At 67.9% G+C, this 17940-nt stretch carries 13 protein-coding genes and 1 pseudogene; 5 read left to right on the top strand and 9 right to left on the bottom strand.

Annotated features, from left to right (window positions below; genetic code table 11):
• Positions 1 to 129: 129 nt before the first annotated feature.
• The 5 genes from ASG51_RS02385 to ASG51_RS02365 all read right to left on the bottom strand — a co-directional run bounded on the left by ASG51_RS02385 (position 130) and on the right by ASG51_RS02365 (position 5997).
• A complete protein-coding gene (locus ASG51_RS02385) occupies positions 130 to 3375 on the bottom strand; it encodes a CusA/CzcA family heavy metal efflux RND transporter (RefSeq protein WP_056378771.1) in 3246 nt (1081 codons plus the stop codon).
• A 15-nt stretch (positions 3376 to 3390) separates the two neighbouring features.
• Positions 3391 to 4800: an efflux RND transporter periplasmic adaptor subunit gene (locus ASG51_RS02380; protein ID WP_056378770.1), complete on the bottom strand. Its 1410-nt coding sequence runs from the start codon at positions 4798 to 4800 to the stop codon at positions 3391 to 3393.
• Positions 4801 to 4940: 140 nt separating this feature from the next.
• On the bottom strand, positions 4941 to 5303 hold the full coding sequence (locus ASG51_RS02375; RefSeq protein WP_238225741.1) for a hypothetical protein: 363 nt from the start codon (positions 5301 to 5303) through the stop codon (positions 4941 to 4943).
• Positions 5304 to 5368: 65 nt separating this feature from the next.
• On the bottom strand, positions 5369 to 5602 hold the full coding sequence (locus ASG51_RS23095) for a hypothetical protein (RefSeq protein WP_082513829.1): 234 nt from the start codon (positions 5600 to 5602) through the stop codon (positions 5369 to 5371).
• A 143-nt stretch (positions 5603 to 5745) separates the two neighbouring features.
• The gene (locus ASG51_RS02365; RefSeq protein ID WP_056378768.1) at positions 5746 to 5997 is read right to left on the bottom strand and encodes a DUF2171 domain-containing protein; all 252 of its coding nucleotides are present in this window, start codon (positions 5995 to 5997) and stop codon (positions 5746 to 5748) included.
• Between the two features lie 288 nt (positions 5998 to 6285).
• On the opposite strand from ASG51_RS02365, the pseudogene ASG51_RS02360 reads away from it, so the two are divergent.
• Together ASG51_RS02360 and ASG51_RS02355 are read left to right on the top strand one after the other, a co-directional pair.
• Positions 6286 to 6426: pseudogene (locus ASG51_RS02360) on the top strand (thioredoxin-disulfide reductase); the annotation flags it as partial.
• Positions 6427 to 6677: 251 nt separating this feature from the next.
• Positions 6678 to 7568 (top strand): LysR family transcriptional regulator, encoded by an 891-nt coding sequence (locus ASG51_RS02355; RefSeq protein ID WP_055956592.1) that lies wholly within the window; start codon positions 6678 to 6680, stop codon positions 7566 to 7568.
• A 55-nt stretch (positions 7569 to 7623) separates the two neighbouring features.
• Here ASG51_RS02355 and msrP read toward each other — a convergent pair whose 3' ends face one another.
• The 4 genes from msrP to ASG51_RS02335 form a co-directional block, all read right to left on the bottom strand.
• A complete protein-coding gene (msrP, locus tag ASG51_RS02350) occupies positions 7624 to 8580 on the bottom strand; it encodes a protein-methionine-sulfoxide reductase catalytic subunit MsrP (RefSeq protein ID WP_056378763.1) in 957 nt (318 codons plus the stop codon).
• Positions 8581 to 8715: 135 nt separating this feature from the next.
• Positions 8716 to 10410 (bottom strand): AMP-binding protein, encoded by a 1695-nt coding sequence (locus ASG51_RS02345; protein ID WP_056353176.1) that lies wholly within the window; start codon positions 10408 to 10410, stop codon positions 8716 to 8718.
• An 85-nt stretch (positions 10411 to 10495) separates the two neighbouring features.
• Entirely contained in the window at positions 10496 to 11191 is a 696-nt protein-coding gene (locus ASG51_RS02340) for a hypothetical protein (protein WP_056378761.1), read from the bottom strand.
• Positions 11192 to 11196: 5 nt separating this feature from the next.
• Positions 11197 to 12693 carry a leucyl aminopeptidase gene (locus tag ASG51_RS02335; protein ID WP_056378758.1) on the bottom strand — a complete coding sequence of 499 codons (1497 nt, stop codon included), beginning with the start codon at positions 12691 to 12693 and terminating at the stop codon, positions 11197 to 11199.
• Between the two features lie 282 nt (positions 12694 to 12975).
• Between ASG51_RS02335 and lptF the strand changes: the two genes are divergently transcribed.
• The 3 genes from lptF to ASG51_RS02320 are packed head-to-tail and all read left to right on the top strand — an operon-like array spanning position 12976 to position 17915.
• On the top strand, positions 12976 to 14145 hold the full coding sequence (gene lptF, locus ASG51_RS02330; protein WP_056218783.1) for an LPS export ABC transporter permease LptF: 1170 nt from the start codon (positions 12976 to 12978) through the stop codon (positions 14143 to 14145).
• Positions 14146 to 14160: 15 nt separating this feature from the next.
• The gene (lptG, locus tag ASG51_RS02325; protein WP_056218780.1) at positions 14161 to 15249 is read left to right on the top strand and encodes an LPS export ABC transporter permease LptG; all 1089 of its coding nucleotides are present in this window, start codon (positions 14161 to 14163) and stop codon (positions 15247 to 15249) included.
• Complete coding sequence (locus ASG51_RS02320; protein ID WP_056378756.1) at positions 15249 to 17915, top strand: LPS-assembly protein LptD; 2667 nt, start codon at positions 15249 to 15251, stop codon at positions 17913 to 17915. Before lptG ends, ASG51_RS02320 begins: the two co-directional genes overlap by 1 nt.
• Positions 17916 to 17940: the final 25 nt, after the last annotated feature.

Raw genomic sequence — 17940 nt, 5'->3', positions numbered from 1 at the left:
GCGATGAGGGCCAGTCCGAAAGTCCGGCTGGCCGCCCGCCGGACATGGGGCCTGACGCGGCGTCGGCGACGTGCGCCCCCGCCCCAGTCGGGGATGGTTCGGGCGACCTTCTTGCTCATCCCGTCCCTCCTACTCGGCGGCGCGGAGATGTGGTTGGACCGCCATGGGCCGATCCTTCCTTTCGGGGGCGACCACACCGGCGAACCTGGCATAGAGGGCCGGCAGGACGACGAGGGTCAGCAGGGTCGCCGAGATGAGGCCGCCGATGACCACGGTCGCCAGGGGACGCTGGATCTCGGCACCGGTTTCGGTCGCCAAAGCCATCGGCACGAACCCGAGGGACGCCACCAGGGCGGTCATCGCCACCGGACGTAGCCGGGTCATGGCGCCCTCCATGATGGCCTCGCGCCGCGGACGACCCTCGGCGATGAGTTGCTTGACGTACGTCAGCATCACCAGGCCGTTAAGCACCGCCACCCCGGACAGGGCGATGAACCCGACGGCAGCTGGCACGGAGAACGGCATCCCGCGCAGCCACAGGGCCGCGATGCCGCCGGTCAGCGCCAGGGGTACGGCGCTGAACACCAGCAGGGCGTCGCGGGCCGAGTTCAGGGCCGAGAACAGCAGCAGGAAGATCAGGAAGAAGCATACGGGAACGACCACCATCAGGCGCTGTCGGGCGGAAGCAAGGTTCTCGAACTGCCCGCCCCAGGTCACGTAATACCCGGTGGGTAGCGATATATCGGACGCGACCTTGGCCTGTGCCTCGGCGACGAGCGAGCCGATATCGCGACCGCGCACGTTGGCGGTGACCACGACCCGACGCCGCCCGTTCTCCCGCGAGATTTGGTTCGGGCCCTCCGTCACCGAGAAGCTCGCCACCTGCTTCAGGAGAACGGACGCGGTGCGCCCGTTCGGCCCGGGAGGCAACGGGACCGGGATGTTCTCCAGGGCCTCGCGGTCCTCGCGCACCTTGTCGTTCAGGCGCACGACGATGGGGAAGCGCCGGTCGCCCTCGAAGACGGCGCCGGACTCGCGGCCGCCGATGGCTGCCCCGATGACCTCCTGGATGGCCGAGGTGCTCAAGCCGAGGCGCGCGGCTTCCCGCTTGTTGATCTTGATGTCCAGGAACGGCAGTCCTGCCGTCTGCTCGACCTTCACGTCATCGGCACCCTCGACACCCCGCAGGATCGCGGCGACCTGGTTCGCGGCCGCGGTCATCGGGCCAAGCTCGTCCCCGAAGACCTTCACGGCGAGGTCGCCTCGCGTACCGGCCAGGAGTTCGTTGAAACGAAGCTGGATCGGCTGGGAGAACTCGTAGACGTTGCCTGCAAGGCCCCCCAATTCCTTCTCGATCTCCTCCTGCAGCTCGGCCTTCGGCAGGCCGGGGTCTGGCCATTCGGCTTGCGGCTTCAGGATGACGAAGGTGTCCGACGAGCTCGGCGGCATCGGGTCCGAGGCCACCTCCGCGGTGCCGGTCTTGGAGAAGACGTAGGCGACCTGGGGGAATCGTCCGATGGCTTGCTCGATCTTCAACTGCATCGCCTGGGACTGGCTCAGCGAGGTCGAGGGGATGCGCTGGGCGTTGAGCGCGATGCTCTTCTCGTCGAGCTGCGGGATGAACTCCTGGCCCAGCCCCTTGAACAGGAACCCGGCGCCCACGAGCAGGACGAGCGCGACCGCAACGAACAGCATGGGCACGCGCAGGGCGGCCCCGAGGACCGGGCGATAGGCGGCCTTGATCGCACGGACGAAGAGGTTGTCGGTCTCGGTGACCTTGCCGGTGATGACGATGGCGATCATCGCCGGTACGAAGGTCAGCGACAGGACGAAGGCCGCGATCAGGGCGATGATGACGGTGAGCGCCATCGGCTCGAACATCTTGCCCTCGACCCCTGTGAAGGTCAGGAGCGGCACGTAGACGAGGATGATGATGGCCTGCCCGTACAAGGACGGCTTGATCATTTCCTCGGCCGAGGCCCGGACGGTGGCGAGGCGCTCATCCAGGTCGAGCTTGCGCCCGAGTTGGGCCTGCCTCTCGGCCACGTGCCTCAGGGCGTTCTCCGCGATAATGACGGCGCCGTCGACGATGAGGCCGAAGTCGAGGGCGCCGAGGCTCATCAGGTTGGCGCTGATGCGGGCCTGGACCATGCCGGTCATGGTCATCAGCATCGCCACCGGAATGACCAGGGCCGTGACGATGGCCGCGCGGATGTTGCCGAGCAGCAGGAACAGTACGACGATGACGAGGGCGGCGCCCTCGGCCAGGTTCTTCGCCACCGTCCGGATGGTGGCCTCGACGAGGACGGTGCGGTTAAGGACTGTCCGGACCTCGACGCCGGGCGGTAGCGTGCGCCGTATCTCGCCCATGCGGGCGTCGACGGCGGCGGCCACGGTACGGCTGTTCTCGCCGATGAGCATCAGGGCGGTGCCGATGACGACCTCCTGCCCGTCCTCGCTTCCCGAACCGGTTCGTAGGTCGCGTCCGATGCGGACCTCGGCGATGTCGGAGATACGCACGGGCACGCCGCCGCGCGTGGTCACAACAACCGAACCGATGTCCTCCATGCTCTCAAGGCGCCCCGCGGCGCGTACGACGTAGCCCTCGCCGTTGTCCTCCAGGTAGCGCGCGCCCTGATTTGCGTTGTTGGCCTCCAGTGCCCGGCCGATGTCGGCAAACGACAGGTCAAGGGCCGTCAGTCGCATCGGGTCCGGCTGGACGTGGTACTGCTTCTCGAAGCCGCCGATGCCGTCGACGCCGGCCACACCAGGGACGGTCCTCACCTGGGGACGGATGATCCAATCCTGGACCGTTCGAAGGTAGGCCGTGCGTTCGAGCTCCGTTGAGAGCCTCTGGCCCTCGGGGGTCAGGTAGCTCCCGTCGGATTGCCAACCGGGCTTGCCCACGCGGGCGAGCTTGCGCTCCCCGGGCTTCGCGTAATGCACCGACCACATGTAGATCTCGCCGAGGCCCGTGGAGATCGGCCCCATGCGCGGCTCGGTCCCGGACGGCATCGCGGCCTCGGCCTCCCGCAGGCGCTCGGCGACCTGCTGGCGAGCGAAGTAGACGTCGGTCGCCTCCGAGAAGACGGCGGTGACCTGGGAGAACCCGTTCCGGGAGAGCGAGCGGGTGTATTCCAGGCCCTTGATGCCCGCGAGCGAGGTCTCGATGGCGAACGTGACCTGCCGCTCGATGTCCGAGGGGCTCAGGGACGGCGCCGTCGTGTTGATCTGAACTTGGTTGTTGGTGATGTCGGGAACGGCGTCGATGGGCAGTTTGGTCAGCGAGAACGCGCCGAAACCGGCCGCCAGGAGCGACAGGAGCACCACGAGGTAACGCTGCCGGACGGAGAAGTTGAGTACGGAGGAGATCATGACCGTTTCTTCCGCTCAGTCGTCGTCGCCGGCTTCGGCCTTGCCGAGCTCGGCCTTGAGGACGAAGGAGTTGGCCACCGCCACCTCATCGCCGGGCTCCAGCCCGGACAGGATCTCGTAGGCGTCGTCGTCCGCCTTCCCGATGGTCACCTCCCGCTTCGAGAAGCCCTCCTCGGTCCGGACGAACACGACCTTCTCAGCCCCAATGTTCTGGATGGCTGACTTCGGCAGGCGAACCTCGACCTTGTCCTGTGCGATCTCGATCTCGGTCGTGACGAAGGTGCCCGGGCGCCAGGCCATGTCCTTGTTGGGCAGGGCGACGATGACCCGGGCCGAGCGCGTCTCGGGGTTGAGGATCGGGCTGACGAAGACGACCTTGCCCTCGGGGCGTGGGGTCTCCTCGCCGCCGACGATGGTCACCCTGGCTCCCTCGCGGACCTTCGATAGCTCGGTGGTGGGAACGGAAATCTCGATCCACAGCGAGGAGAGGTCGGCGACCGTGTAGACGTCGGCCGGGTCGCCCTCGCTGCCCACCTTCGTGCCGACGTCTACCTTGCGTTCCACGATCCGACCGGCGAGGGGCGAGCGCAGTTCGTAACGGCGCAGGGTCGACAGGTTCGGGGTGGTCTCATCCTTCTTGGCCGCGGCGGCGACCTCGGTCGCGTTTAGCCCCAAGGCCGACAGCTTCTGGCGGGAGAGGTCGATGCGCAGGGTTGCCTCGGAGTAGGCGGCCCTCGCGTTCAGGAACGCCGATTCCGCCGAGATCCGTTTGTCCCAGAGAGCCTTCTGGCGGTCGAAGTTGGTCTTCTCCAAGTCCGCCTTGACCGTCGCGGTGAGGAAGTCGCTTTTTGCCTCGGCGACCTCGCGGCTGTCGAGGACGGCGACGACCTCGCCCTTGGCGACGTCCTCGCCGAGGCGCTTGCGCATCTCCGCCACGGTGCCGGCGACCCGCGCAGGCACGCGGGCGATGCGGTCGGCGTCCTGGGCGATGGTGCCGGGCACGAGAAGGTGACGCGAGAGGACGCCGCCCTCGACCTTGGCCAGCTTGATGTCCTGCCGCTCGGCCTGCTCGGCGGTCATCCTGATCTTGCCCTCGCCCTCCTCGTCGTGGCCGTGCGCCCCGCCCTCGGCGTGTTTGTGGCCTCCGAGCTCGGGATTGCCTTCGTCGTCCGAATGCTTCCGCTCGCCGGCAGGCTTGGGCTCGCCGGCAGGCTTGGGCTCGCCCTTGGCGTGCTCTTGGTCGTCGTCATCATCCGCCTTGGAGGCCGGTGGCCTGGTCAAAGCCACATGGGTCGCCGGCGTCTTGCCCGCGGTCGAGAGGCCGGCTGCGGCCAGCGCCCCCTGCACGGTCTCGGACACGCGGGGGAAAGCACCGCCGATGGCGATGCCGAGGGCCAGGAAGGCCACGGACAGGAATGCACGCATGGGAAGGAGGGCCGTTCACCTGGGACCCGGACGCCGCGTCGGGCGATCTGGTAGGTCCGTTGCTTGTCACGCTTGGTCTGCAGACCGGCCTCCGCTGGGAGGGCCGGCCGGGCACGCGCCACGGGCGTGGCGGTCCCGCCTCAGGCGCGAGGGGGCCTTGGAAGCCTGCCGGACGAAATGGAGGCGAGGGCCACGTCCACAGTGGCGTAGGATGGACGCCCGGTCGCGGCGGACGGGAGCCAGGCAGAACCTTCCGAGGTAACCGCGAGGTGGCAGCCGCAGGTGGCGTGGCAGGCTGGGCAGCCGTCGGGCTGGCCCGACGTTGCCTGTGCCGTGTAGGCCGACAGCGAGGCTTCCGTGCCGGGAAGCCGCTGGGCCTCGGCGGACGGGACGGCTCCGGGGACGACGAGCGCCAGGACCAGGACGAACGACAGCGCGCGGACGGCGGTCACCCACCAGCCGCGCATCGCCTCGTAGGCCCTGATCGGGGATACCGCGCTCATGGCCGCCTTATGAACCATTCCGGGCCACCCGTACATGCCGGATGGCCCGCGAAAGGGGGCAAGCCTCAATAGTCGTGATGGTGGTGGTGGTGGTGACGACGCTCGTAGTAGACCGGCCGCTCCTCGTAGTGGCGGCGATGGCGATGCACGACGATGTCGTCATGGTCTCCGTGGTGGTAGCGGTCGACATGGACGTCGCGGCCGCGCCTGTCGAAGTCGCCGCCGTAATACTGGGCGGACGCCGCGGCGGGGGCGAGGATCAGGGTCGCGGCGAGTAGGGCTGGAACGCGGGCTCGCATGGCTCTTTCCTCTGCAGGTGATGGCACCAGGATGTCACCGGAGACTTGAATGAGGCCTGAAGTCGCCGTTCACCCATTCGGCGGACGGGACTGGAAAGCCCGGGCATCCAGGGTCGGCACGGACGCCGAGCCTCCAGGCGCGGTCACTTGCCGACCGTGCCCTCGTCATCCTCCCACTGGGCCCTGACATCGGCGGCCGTGGCCGTGAGGTGAACGCGCTCGTCGACATGGTCGACCCAGGCCAAGGGTAGCAGGTGGTGCCGACCATGGGCGGCTGGGTCCGTCCGCGTCAGCTTGATGAGCTGGTCGCCCTCCATGTGGTCGACCGTTCCGACATGGAGCCCGTCTGCGGACAGGACTTCCATATGCTCCGCGATATCCGTCGGCTTGACCATGCCTGCTCTCCTCGGTGAACGAGGACCTGCAAACGGTCCTCCACGCCGATGGTTCGGCATTCATCCGGGCGGTTCGGATGGTTTCAGACAACTCCGGGGAGGTACGTTCGCGGCAACTGCTCGATGGAGCCAGAACACAGCTTAACGGTCATGTTTGAATCTGCAACGGCGGCCCGTGGCCTTTTTTGCCACGATGGGAGATTTAAGCCTCGGGCCAATATCACTTTTTTCTCGATCACGAAGAGCACGCTGACGGTTTGAATGCGCAAACTTTTTTGGTTTAGAGAAGCCGCGGGCGACGTCACCGACGACGTCTACCGTCAGGCGATCACCGCCGCCGGTATGGGCTGCATGGCTGCCCTGGACGCCGAGAAGTACCTGGCCGCCCTCGAAGTCGGCGAAACACCCCAGCAAGCTGCCGCAGAATAGGAAGATTCTGGCGGACGACGGCGCCATGCGTCTTGCGCGCGACGTCAAGACAATCGCAAGGTCGACCCACTAACCTAAGCGCTAACGGCATGAGCCGTCGGCGTCACCCGCATGACTCGAACCTTTCCGTCCATGTCCCGCGTGGGCCGGAGGGTCCGGGTCGCTCGGGCCAGGCACGGATAGCCGACTCGCACGCCGCGAGACGGGAAGCTTGGTCAGCCGGCGTCGGGTTGCGTACGGGAGTGGACGCCTTGGACTGGGACAAGATCCGCATCTTCCTCAACGTGGCGGAAGCCGGCAGCTTCACGCGCGCGGGCGACGACATCGGCCTGAGCCAGTCGGCCGTCAGCCGTCAGATCAGCGCCCTCGAACGCGAGTTGAAGGCGCCGCTGTTCCACCGCCACGCCCGCGGCCTGATCTTGACCGAACAGGGCGACCTCTTGTTCCGCGCGGCGCGGGACATGAAGCTGCGCCTGGAGAACACCAAGGCGCGCCTCGTCGAAACGAGCGAGCGGCCGACCGGCGACCTCAAGGTCACCACCACCGTCGGCCTCGGCACGGCCTGGCTGGCCCAGCGTGTCGCCGAATTCCTCGACCTCTACCCGGACGTGCGCGTCGAACTCATCCTCACCAACGAGGAACTCGACCTGGCCATGCGCGAGGCCGACGTGGCGATCCGTATGCGGCGCCCGGCCCAGCCGGACTTGATCCAGCGGCGCCTGTTCACGGTCCACTACCACGCCTTCGCCTCGCAGGATTACGTGAAGCGCTTCGGCGAGCCGAAATCCATCGCCGACCTCGACAATCACCGCCTGGTCTCGTTCGGCGGCAACGAGCCGTCCTACCTGCTGGCGACGCACTGGCTCTCCACCGTCGGCCGCGAGGGACAGGAGCGCCGGACGATCCACTTCACGGTGAACAACATCACGGCCCTGCAGCAGGCCATCGACACCGGCGCCGGCATCGGCATCCTCCCGGACTACGCGGCCGAGGGTCAGGCGGGCCTGGTTCAGGTCATGCGCGAGACCGAGATGCCGCACATGGAAAGCTATCTCGTCTATGCCGAGGAGATGCGGTCCGTCGCCCGTGTCCAAGCGTTCCGCGACTTCCTCGTGGCCAAGGCCCAGCGCTGGACGTACTAGAAGCAACACGGGACGCCTGAGCGGACGGGGCCGACCTACCCCGCCGCGGGGCCCGTCAGACGAACAAGCGCTCCTTCTCCAGCCCCTTGTAGAGGCCGGCCACCTGTTCGCCGTAGCCGTTGTAGATCAGGGTCGGCACGCGCTGGTCGGTGCCCAGGACCCGTTCCGTGGCCTGACTCCAGCGGGGATGCGACACCGCCGGATTGACGTTGGCCCAGAAGCCGTACTCGGCCGATTGCAGCCCTTCCCAGAAGGTCTTCGGACGCTCGGCCACGAAGGAGATCTTGGTGATCGATTTCACCGACTTGAAGCCGTATTTCCACGGCACAACGAGGCGGATCGGCGCGCCGAACTGGTTGGCGAGCGGCTTACCGTAGACGCCCGTGGCGACGAAGGCGAGGTCGTTGCCCGCCTCTTCCAGGGTCAGCCCCTCGGTGTAGGGCCAGGGATACAGGAACGACTTCTGGCCCGGCGCCATCGACCGGTCGAGGAAGGTCTGCATCTGGATGTACTTCGCGCCTGAGGTGGGCTTCGCCAGCGCCACGAGCTTCGCGAGGGGGAATCCGGTCCAGGGCACCGACATGGACCAGGCCTCGACGCAGCGGTGCCGGTAAAGGCGCTCCTCCAGCGGCATCTTGCGGATGAGGTCGTCGATTCCGAGGGTCATCGGCTTCTCGACGAGGCCGTCGATGGCCACCGTCCAGGGCCGCGTCTTCAGGGCGTTGGCGGCCGGCAGGACCGACTTCGAGGTGCCGTATTCGTAGAAATTGTTGTAGTCGGCGCTGAACTTCTCCGGGGTCAGCGGGCGGTCGAGGGTATAGGCCTCGTTGCGCTTGGCCGGATAGAGATCGGCGGTCGGGTCGGACGCCGCCCGGGCGCTCTCCGTCCCGATCAGCGAGGCGGCCGCCAGGCCCGCGGCCCCTCCAAGCAGGCGCCGGCGATCGAGGAAGATGCTCTCCGGCGTCGCGAGATGTTCGGGCATCTCCCATGCGTGGGTGCGTCTGATGTTCATGTCGTTCCCTCCGTTCAGCGCGAATCGCGGCGCGCCGGCCTGTTGTCCTGACATTGGCCGGACGCGGCGAGCGCGCAAGCCGTCTCGATGTCACCCTTCGCCGGCAGGCGGCCGCAGGTTACGGGCGGAACGCGATCACGGAGGGGGCGGATCGTCGCGAAGGGCCCGACGCAGCACCTTGCCAACGTTGGTCTTGGGCAGGGCGTCGTGGAAGACGACCCGGCGGGGAACCTTGTAACCGGTGAGCTGCGAGCGGGCGAAGGTCCGGAGTGCGTCGGTGGTCATCGCGTCGTCCTTGCGCACCACATGCGCGACGACCATCTCGCCGGTCTCGTCGTTGACCGCGCCGACCACGGCGCATTCGAGTACGCCCGGATGGCTCGCGAGCACGTCCTCGATCTCGTTCGGGTAGACGTTGAAGCCCGAGACCAGGATCATGTCCTTCATTCGATCGACGATGCGGACCTGTCCATCGGGGTTCAGCACCGCCACGTCGCCGGTGCGGAAGTAGCCATCGACGGTGGTGGCGTGGGCCGTCTCGTCCGGGCGCTTCCAGTAGCCGGCCATGACCTGGGGGCCGCGCACGCAGAGTTCGCCGGGCTCGCCGATATCGACCTCGCGGCCGTCGAGCCCTCGGATCGAGACGTCGGTCGAGGGCAAGGGATACCCGATGGTGCCGCTCCACGCGGAGAGATCCGGCGGGTTGACGCAGACCACCGGGGAGGTCTCGGACAGGCCGTAGCCCTCCACGATGGCGCGACCGGTGATCGCCTTCCACTTCTCGGCGACCGCCGCCTGCACCGCCATCCCGCCCGCGATGACGAAATCCAACCTCGAGAAGTCGACCTCGCGGATCTTCGGATGGTTGATGAGCAGATTGAACAGGGTGTTCACCCCTGAGAAGTGGGTGAAGGGCGTCCCCTTGAGGGTCTTGATGAAGCCGTCGGCATCGCGCGGGTTGGCGATCAGCAGGCAACAGCCACCAACCTTCATGAAGAAGAAGAAGCAGCAGGTCAGGGCGAAGATATGATACAGTGGCAGCGCCGTGACCATGACGCGCGCTGCGCCGTCCTCGGCCGAGACGCGGAACCAGATCCGACTCTGCTCGACATTGGCCATGATGTTGCGATGAGTCAGCATCGCGGCCTTGGCGACCCCCGTGGTCCCGCCGGTATATTGCAGGAACGCCAAGTCGTCCGGCACGACGGGAACCCGGACCTTCGGCTTGCCGGTGCCCGCGCGGATCATCGCGTCGAAGCGGACCGCGAGTCCTTCGGGCAAGCGATAGGCCGGAACGGCTTTCTTCACATGGCGCGAGACCAGGGTGATCAGCCGCCCCTTCATGCCGAGGCCGTCCCCGGGACCAGCCAGGACCACGCGGTCGAGGGCGAGGTCCGGCAGGGCCTGCACCACGGTATGGGCGAAATTCTCCAGGACGAAGAGGATGCGCGCGCCCGAATCGTTCAGCTGCGCCGTCAACTCGCGCGGCGTGTAGAGGGGATTGACGTTGACGACGATACAGCCGGCGAGGAGCACGCCGAAGATCGTCGCCGGATAGGCGGCGACGTTCGGCATCATGATGGCGACGCGATCGCCCTTGGTCAGGCCCTGCGCCGCCAGCCACGCGGCGACGGCCTCCGCCGACGCCCCGAGGGCCGCGTAGGAGATGCGGGCTCCGAAGCTCTCCAGCGCGGGCCGCGCGGCCGAGCGCGCCGTGCACTCCTCGAACAGGTCGACCAGCGTTCCGAGGCCGTCGACATCGAGCTCAGCGGGAATGCCCGGCGGATACGCGGACAGCCACGGGCGCACGGCGCTCCGGGTTTCGGCCATGTCGATCCTCCCTGCGATGCGACCCGGCGGCTTCCTGCCTCCTTAGTTCACACCTAAACTATCCTCAGGCATTCCGGCGGCGGGATCAAGCGTCGGCGCGGGACAGGCGCAAACGATCCTGCCGCGTCGTCAGCCCGTTGCAACTCAGGTGCGGCAGAAACGCGATGCAGGCTAGGGTACCGGCTAACAGGGCATCCCCGATCGTCATCGATCGGCGCGGCCAGATGCCGAACCCCGCCGCGTGGGCGAAGCCCAGCATGGCCAGGGCGAACCAGAGGGCGAGGTACCGGAGCAGGACGTCGACCGCGGCCCGCATCCAGCGCCGGGGCTGGGATCGACCCGCAGGACCGTTGCCGATCAGCAGGGCGCCGACCCCCAGGACGCTTCCGAACACCGTCGCGGCGAGGGCTGATCCGAGGGCGTAGGCCGCCGGCATCGGCTGCTGCGTGATGAAGGCGGTGCCGCCGCTGGCGAAGGCGAGGCGCAGGGCCACGCCGCCGAAGGTGGGATAGAGGCAGGCTGCCAGGAACAGGGCCACGGCCAGCGCCCCGCCGATGAGGCGGCGGGGCCAGCCGGCCGATCCCGGCCGCAGGATCCGCAGGCCGAGGCAGGCGAGCCCGTAGACGATGGCCACCGCGAAGAGTGGGTAGCGATCGAGGAAGAAGCCGTAGAAGCGGGCGTCGAGCTCGGGCGGCATGGCCACCCGCTGGTCGAACCCCGTGGCGAAAGTAAGCGCGATCGCCAGGAGCACTGCCGCCAGCGGAGTCACGGCCGACAGCACGCGGCTCAGGCCTCGTAGTTGTCGCGCACCAGGCGGTCGAGCAGGCGCACGCCCCAGCCCGCCCCCCAGCTCCTGTTGATCTCGCTCGCCGACGAGGACATCGCCACGCCGGCGATGTCGAGATGCGCCCAGGGCACGTCGTTGACGTAGCGCTTCAGGAAGGACGCCGCGGTCGCCGCGCCGCCATGGCGGCCGCCGGAGTTCTTCATGTCGGCGAACTTCGAGTCGATCGCCTTGTCGTAAGCCGGAATCAGGGGCATCCGCCACACGGCCTCGCCCGTCGCCTCGCCGGCGGCCGTGATCTTGGCCGAGAGCGCGTCGTCGTTGGAGAACATCCCGGCGATGTCCTGGCCGAGGGCGACGATGATCGCCCCCGTCAGGGTCGCGAGGTCGATCATGAACTTCGGCTTGTAGGCGCTCTGGATGTGCCAAAGCACGTCGGCGAGGACGAGGCGGCCCTCGGCGTCGGTGTTGATGATCTCGATGGTCTGGCCCGACATCGAGGTGATGATGTCGCTCGGGCGCATGGCGTTGCCATCCGGCATGTTCTCAACGATGCCGATGGCGCCGACGACGTTCACCTTCGCCTTCCGACTGGCGAGCGCGTGCATCGTGCCGACGACGCAGGCGGCTCCGCCCATGTCACCCTTCATGTCCTCCATGCCGCCGGCGGACTTGATCGAGACGCCGCCGGAATCGAAACAGACGCCCTTGCCGACGAAGGCCAGGGGCGCCTCGGCCGGGTCGGCGGCGCCGTTCCAGCGCATCACCACGACGCGGGCCTCCTTCGTCGAGCCCTGCGCCACGGCGAGGAGGGCGCGCATGCCGAGCGCCTCCAGCTTGCCAGGGCCGAGAACCTCGACCTCGACGCCGAGCTGCGTCAGTGCCTCGGCCCGGCGGGCGAACTCCTCCGGATAGAGGACGTTCGGCGGCTCGTTGATCAGCTCGCGCGCCAGGATGACGCCGTCGGAGACCGCCTCCGAGACCTTCGCGGCCGCCTCGGCGGCGGCGCCATCGGCCACCATCAGGGTCAGCGCGGTGGCCCTGGCATCCTCGCCCTCGGGCTTCTTCTTGGTCTTGTAACGGTCGAAGCTGTAGTGGCGCAGGCGGGCCCCGAGGGCGAAATCGGCAGCGTTCTCGGCCGTGACATCGAGACCGGCGAGGATCAGGGCGGCCTGGGCGTTCCGGCCCGAGACCTTGCTGGCGGTGAAGCCGCCGAGCGCAGGCCAGTCGATCTTGGCGCGGTCCTTCTCCGAGCCGAGGCCGATCACCACCAGGCGGTCGGCGTCGAGGCCTGCGGGTGCGGGCAGTGCCAGGGCCGACAGGGACTTGCCCTTGAAGCGCTCGCTGGCGGCGGCACGGGCGACGAGATCGGCCACGCCGCCGCCGATCGCCTGGGCCACGGCCGGAGCCAGGGCGAGATCGTCGCCGACGAAGAGGACGACGTCGCCCCGGCCCACCGGGCCGAGGGGCCCGAACGCGATCGTAATTCCGTCCGCCATGACGCTAGCTTTCCGAGGATTGGGCTCGAACGAACCGTGCGTTCGAAGTGGTGCGTGCAGGATGTGCGGAGCGGCACGGCATCGGACGTGCCACTCCCGGCGCTTCTGTGTACCTGTTGAGGCACAGAACGCAACGCGACCGGACGGCCGTGAAAGCGCCCGAATCGGCGCGCCCGGATCGGAGTCGACGGCCGGGGGGCGGGACGGATACAAACGGGTGGGGCCGAGGCCTCGCCGGGCGATGCGGGGGGCGATCCGCGAGACGCCGATCCACGAGAACCCATGACGCAGATCGAGCGCTACATCTTCAAAATCGCGCTCGGGGCCTTCTTCGCCTGCCTCGTCGGCCTGACCGGTACGATCTGGGTGACGCAGGCCCTGCGCGAGCTCGACCTCATCACCGCCAAGGGTCAGACCCTGGTCATCTTCTTCCTCATCACCGGTCTTTCGCTGCCGACCCTGATCACCGTGATCGCTCCGGTGGCGCTGTTCATCGCCGTTGTCTACGCGCTGAACAAGCTCAACGGTGATTCCGAGCTCATCGTCATGTCGGCGGCAGGGATGCGACCGCGGCAGATCCTGCGCCCCTTCCTCAGCCTCGGCCTCGCGGTCAGCCTCGCGGTGGCCTTCCTGACGATCCAGGTGATGCCATCGTCGTTCCAGGAACTGCGCGACGTGCTGACCCGGGTGCGCGGCGACTTTATCGCCAACGTGGTCAAGGAGGGGCAGTTCACCAGCCTCGACAGCGGCATCACCTTCCATTTCCGCGAGCGCGGCCCGGGGGGCGCCCTGCTCGGCCTGTTCATCCAGGACAAGCGCGAGGCGGGCAAGTCGGTGGTCTACCTCGCCGAGCGCGGACAGGCGTTGGACTATGGCGGCCAGAGCTATCTCGCCCTGGAGAAGGGCAGCATCCACCGCCAGCAGAAAGATTCCCGCGACGCCTCGATCATCACCTTCGAGCGCTACACCGTCGACCTCGCCGCGTTCACGCCGCCCGACGCCGAGCTGGTCTACAAGCCGCGCGAACGCGCCACGGCGCAGCTGCTGTTCCCCGACACCAGCGAGACCTACTACAAGCAGCAGAAGGGTCGTTTCCGGGCCGAGCTGCACGACCGGCTCTCGTCCTGGCTCTACCCGCTGGCCCTGACCTTCATCGCCTTCGCGGCTCTCGGCGACCCGCGCACCACCCGCCAGGGGCGCGGCCTCGCGGTGGCCGGCGCCGTCCTCGCGGTGGTGGTTGTGCGCATCGGCGGCTTCGCGGCTTCCAGCGCGGCGGCGCGCAGTCCGGGCGCGGTGGTGGCCGTCTACGCCGTGCCCCTCCTCGCCATCCTGATCTCGGCGGTGATCATCTTCAACGGCGCGGCGGTGCGGGACTGGAACGCCCGGGTGGGCCGGGCCGCGACCGGGCTCGTCGGCCGCTTCGGCCGGCGCCCGCGCCTCGGCGTGCAGTGAGGCGGAGCTGACGCCATGCTGATCGGCGCCACCCTTGGCCGCTACTTCGCGATGCGCTTCGTGCGCACGATCCTGGGGGTGTTCCTCACGGTCTTCACGCTGGTCTACACCCTCGATTTCGTCGAACTCCTGCGACGCGCCGGCGACGCCGAAGGCGCGTCCACAGGTTTGATGGCGCAGCTCTCGCTCTATCGAACCCCGGCAGTGGCCGAGGGCGTACTGCCCTTCGCCATCCTGTTCGGCTCGATGGCCGCCCTGCTCCAACTCTCGCGCAAGCTCGAACTGGTGGTGGCCCGGGCCGCCGGCATCTCGGCCTGGCAATTCCTGCAGCCGGGCGTGTTCGTGGCGCTGGCCATCGGGGCCTTCACGGTGGGGGTCTACAATCCCATTTCGGCGCTGATGAAGCAGCGCTCCACCGAGATCGAGGCGAAGATCTTCGCCCGCTCGACCAAGGCCAACTCGGGTAAGGATCTCTGGATCCGCCAGCGCAGCCTCGACGGGCAGGCCATCATCCGCGCCGACACCGCGGTGGAGGGCACCACCACGCTGGCCGGCGTCTCGGTCTTCGCCTTCGACGAGGCCGGCATCTTCACCGCGCAGATCGAGGCGGCCAAGGCCAGCCTGCACGACGGCTACTGGGAGCTGAGCCAGGCCCGGGTGATGGCCAAGGGCCAGCCGGCCGAGACCTTCGACACCTACCTGATCGCTTCGACCCTGGTGCCCTCGCAGGTACGCCAGCGCTTCACGCCGCCCGAATCCGTGCCTTTCTGGCAACTGCCGGAGACCATCTCACGCTCCGAGCGGGCCGGCCTCGACGCCACGCGGTACCGCCTCCAGTACGACGTCCTGCTGGCGCGGCCCGTCCTGTTCCTGGCCATGGTGCTGGTGGCGGCCAGCGTTTCCTTAAGGTTCTTCCGCTTTGGTGGTGTCGGCAAACTGGTGCTGAGCGGCGTCGCGGCGGGGTTCGTGCTGTACGTCGCCCGACAGGTGCTGGAAGGCCTCGGTGCCTCGGGAATCGTGACGCCGGCTGTGGCGGCGTGGTTCCCGGCCGTGGTAGGGAGTCTCCTTGGTACGCTCACGCTTCTCTATCAGGAGGACGGCTGATGTCGGACTCGGTGGTGGCGAAGGGGCGCAGGCCTTGGCAGGAGTTGGGACTGGCGTTGCGTAAGGTCGCCGACATCACGTTGGCCACGGGGTTCGTGGCGCTGCTCACGGCCGTCGCCCCCGCGGCGACCGGCGGGCAGGCGCTCGCCCAGGGGGCTCCGCGGGCCAGTGCCTCGAAGACGGACGCCGGCAAGCCGGACTCGGGAAAGCCGGCCGAGCGCCTTCTCGTGGAGGCCGCCGAGCTCGTCTACGACAACGACCGCAACACGGTGACGGCCCGCGGCAACGCCGAGCTGCATTACGGCCCACGCACCTTGCAGGCCGACCGGGTGATCTACGACCGCAAGGCGAGCCGGGTCTTCGCCGAGGGCAACGTGCGGCTGACGGAGGCGTCGGGCGCGGTGGTCACCGGCTCCAAGATGGAGCTCACCGACGACTTCAAGAACGGCTTCATCGACGCCCTCCGGGTGCAGCAGAGCGTCCAGCTCAACGGGCAGACCGTCCGCACCCGCTTCTCGGCGCCCCGAGCCGAGCGGATCGAGGGCGACAGCACCAGCTTCGACTACGGCACCTACACGGCCTGCGAACCCTGCAAGAACAATCCGGAGACGCCGCCGCTCTGGCAGATCCGCGCCACCAAGATCGTCCACAACAATCAGACCCACACCGTCGCGTTCGAGGAATCGACCCTTGAGATCGGCGGCATCCCGGTCGCCTACCTGCCGTATTTCGAGACCGCCGACCCGACGGTGAAGCGCAAGACCGGCTTCCTGACGCCGCGCTTCCTCACTTCGACGGCCCTGGGCTCCGGCCTCGCGACCCCGTTCTTCGTCAACCTGGCGCCGAACTACGACCTGACGCTGTCGCCGGCCTTCCTGAGCAACCAGGGCGTCCTCGGCCAGGCGGAGTTCCGGCACCGGCTGGAGACGGGCTCCTACAACCTGCGCCTCTCCGGCATCTTCCAGACCACGCCGAGCGCCTTCCTGCCCGGCCCCCTCGGGGCGGGAGACCGCGACTTCCGCGGCTCGGTGGAGTCCAAGGGCCAGTTCTACATCAACGACCGCTGGCGCACGGGCTGGGACGTCGTCGGCGTCACCGACAAGTGGTTCCTCGACAACTACCGCATCCGCAACCAGAGCATCACCACGGACTATTTCCGTGAGGCCGTGTCGACCGCCTACCTGATCGGTCAGGGCGATCGCTCGTGGTTCGAGGCGCGGGGCTACTACTTCAAGGGCCTGTCGAGCTTCGACTGGCAGAAGGAGCAGCCCTTCGTCGCGCCGGTGATCGACTACGACAAGCGCATCAACGGACCCGGCTTCCTGGGCGGCGAGGTGCGGTTCGAGGCCAACATCACCAGCCTGACCCGCCAGGCGACGGATTTCCAGGCCGTTCAGAGCCCGACGGCCTATCTCCAGACGCCGACCATCAATGGCCGGACCTACTACCTCTACGAGACATGCACGTCCTTCTCGCGCGGCCAGTGCGTGATCCGGGGCCTCGCCGGCACGAACACCCGCGCCTCGGCCCAGCTGTCCTGGCGCCGCAGCTTCATCGACGACGTCGGCCAGGTCTTCACGCCCTTCGCCTACCTGCGCACGGACGCGTTCTTCGTCGACCCGCGCACCTCCGGCTACCAGAACGCCCTGTCCGCCAACATCGCGACGCAGGACGCGGATTTCTCGGGGCGCGTCCTGCCCGCCGTCGGCATCGACTACCGCTACCCGTTCGTCAGCAATTTCGGGCCGCTGGGCGTGCATACGATCGAGCCGATCGCGCAGGTCATCGCGCGACCGAGCGAGACGCGGATCGGCCGGCTGCCGAACGAGGACGCGCAGAGCCTGATCTTCGACGACACCTCGCTGTTCGAGTGGGACAAGTTCTCGGGCTACGACCGGGTCGAGGGCGGCATGCGCACCAATCTGGGCGCGCAGTACTCCGTCGTAACTCCCGCCGGTTGGTACGCGAACGTGATGTTCGGCGAATCGATCCAGATCGCCGGCGTGAACTCGTTCCGCCGCGGCGACATCGCCAATGTCGGCCTCGATTCCGGCCTCGACAGCCGGGCCTCGGACTTCGTCGGCCGGTTCCAGCTGTCGCCCAACCAGCACATCACCTTCATTACCCGCGGGCGCTTCGATCACGCCGATCTCGGCGTGAACCGGGTCGAGACCGGCGTAATTGCCCGCCTAGCTCCCTTCGCGCCGATCGATCTCTCGGCGTTCTACTCCTATTACAAGGCCCAGCCCGCCCTCGGCTTCGCCAACCGTCGCGAGGGCGTCACCGCCTCGGCCACCTATCACGTGACGCCGAACTGGTTCGTCACGGGCTCGGCCCTGGTGGACCTGTCGCACTACCTCGACGTGCGCGACAACTTCCAGACCGCCTACGCCTCTTACCTCGCGAACCCCGTCGGGGACGCGCCCGTCTACCGCAACCCGGGACGCGCCTATCTCTCGGGCATGAGCATCGGCGGCGGATACCAGGACGAGTGCACGACGGTGTCGGTCAACTACATCGTCTCGCCGGTGGCGGCGGCCCTCGGCACTAGCGAGCGCAACCGGACCGTCCTGCTCCGGCTTGAACTGAAGACCCTGGGCGAGGCGGACTTCCGCCAGAACCTGAACACGGCCATCACGGCCGACGGCATCTCGACGGTCCGCTAAGGCGGCTTGGCCCCTGGAACGACAC

The sequence above is a fragment of the Methylobacterium sp. Leaf465 genome (assembly GCF_001424705.1).
In the GTDB taxonomy this organism is placed as follows: Bacteria; Pseudomonadota; Alphaproteobacteria; order Rhizobiales; family Beijerinckiaceae; genus Methylobacterium.
Note: the sequence above shows the minus strand (reverse complement) of the source record. Positions and strands in the feature narration are given on the sequence as shown.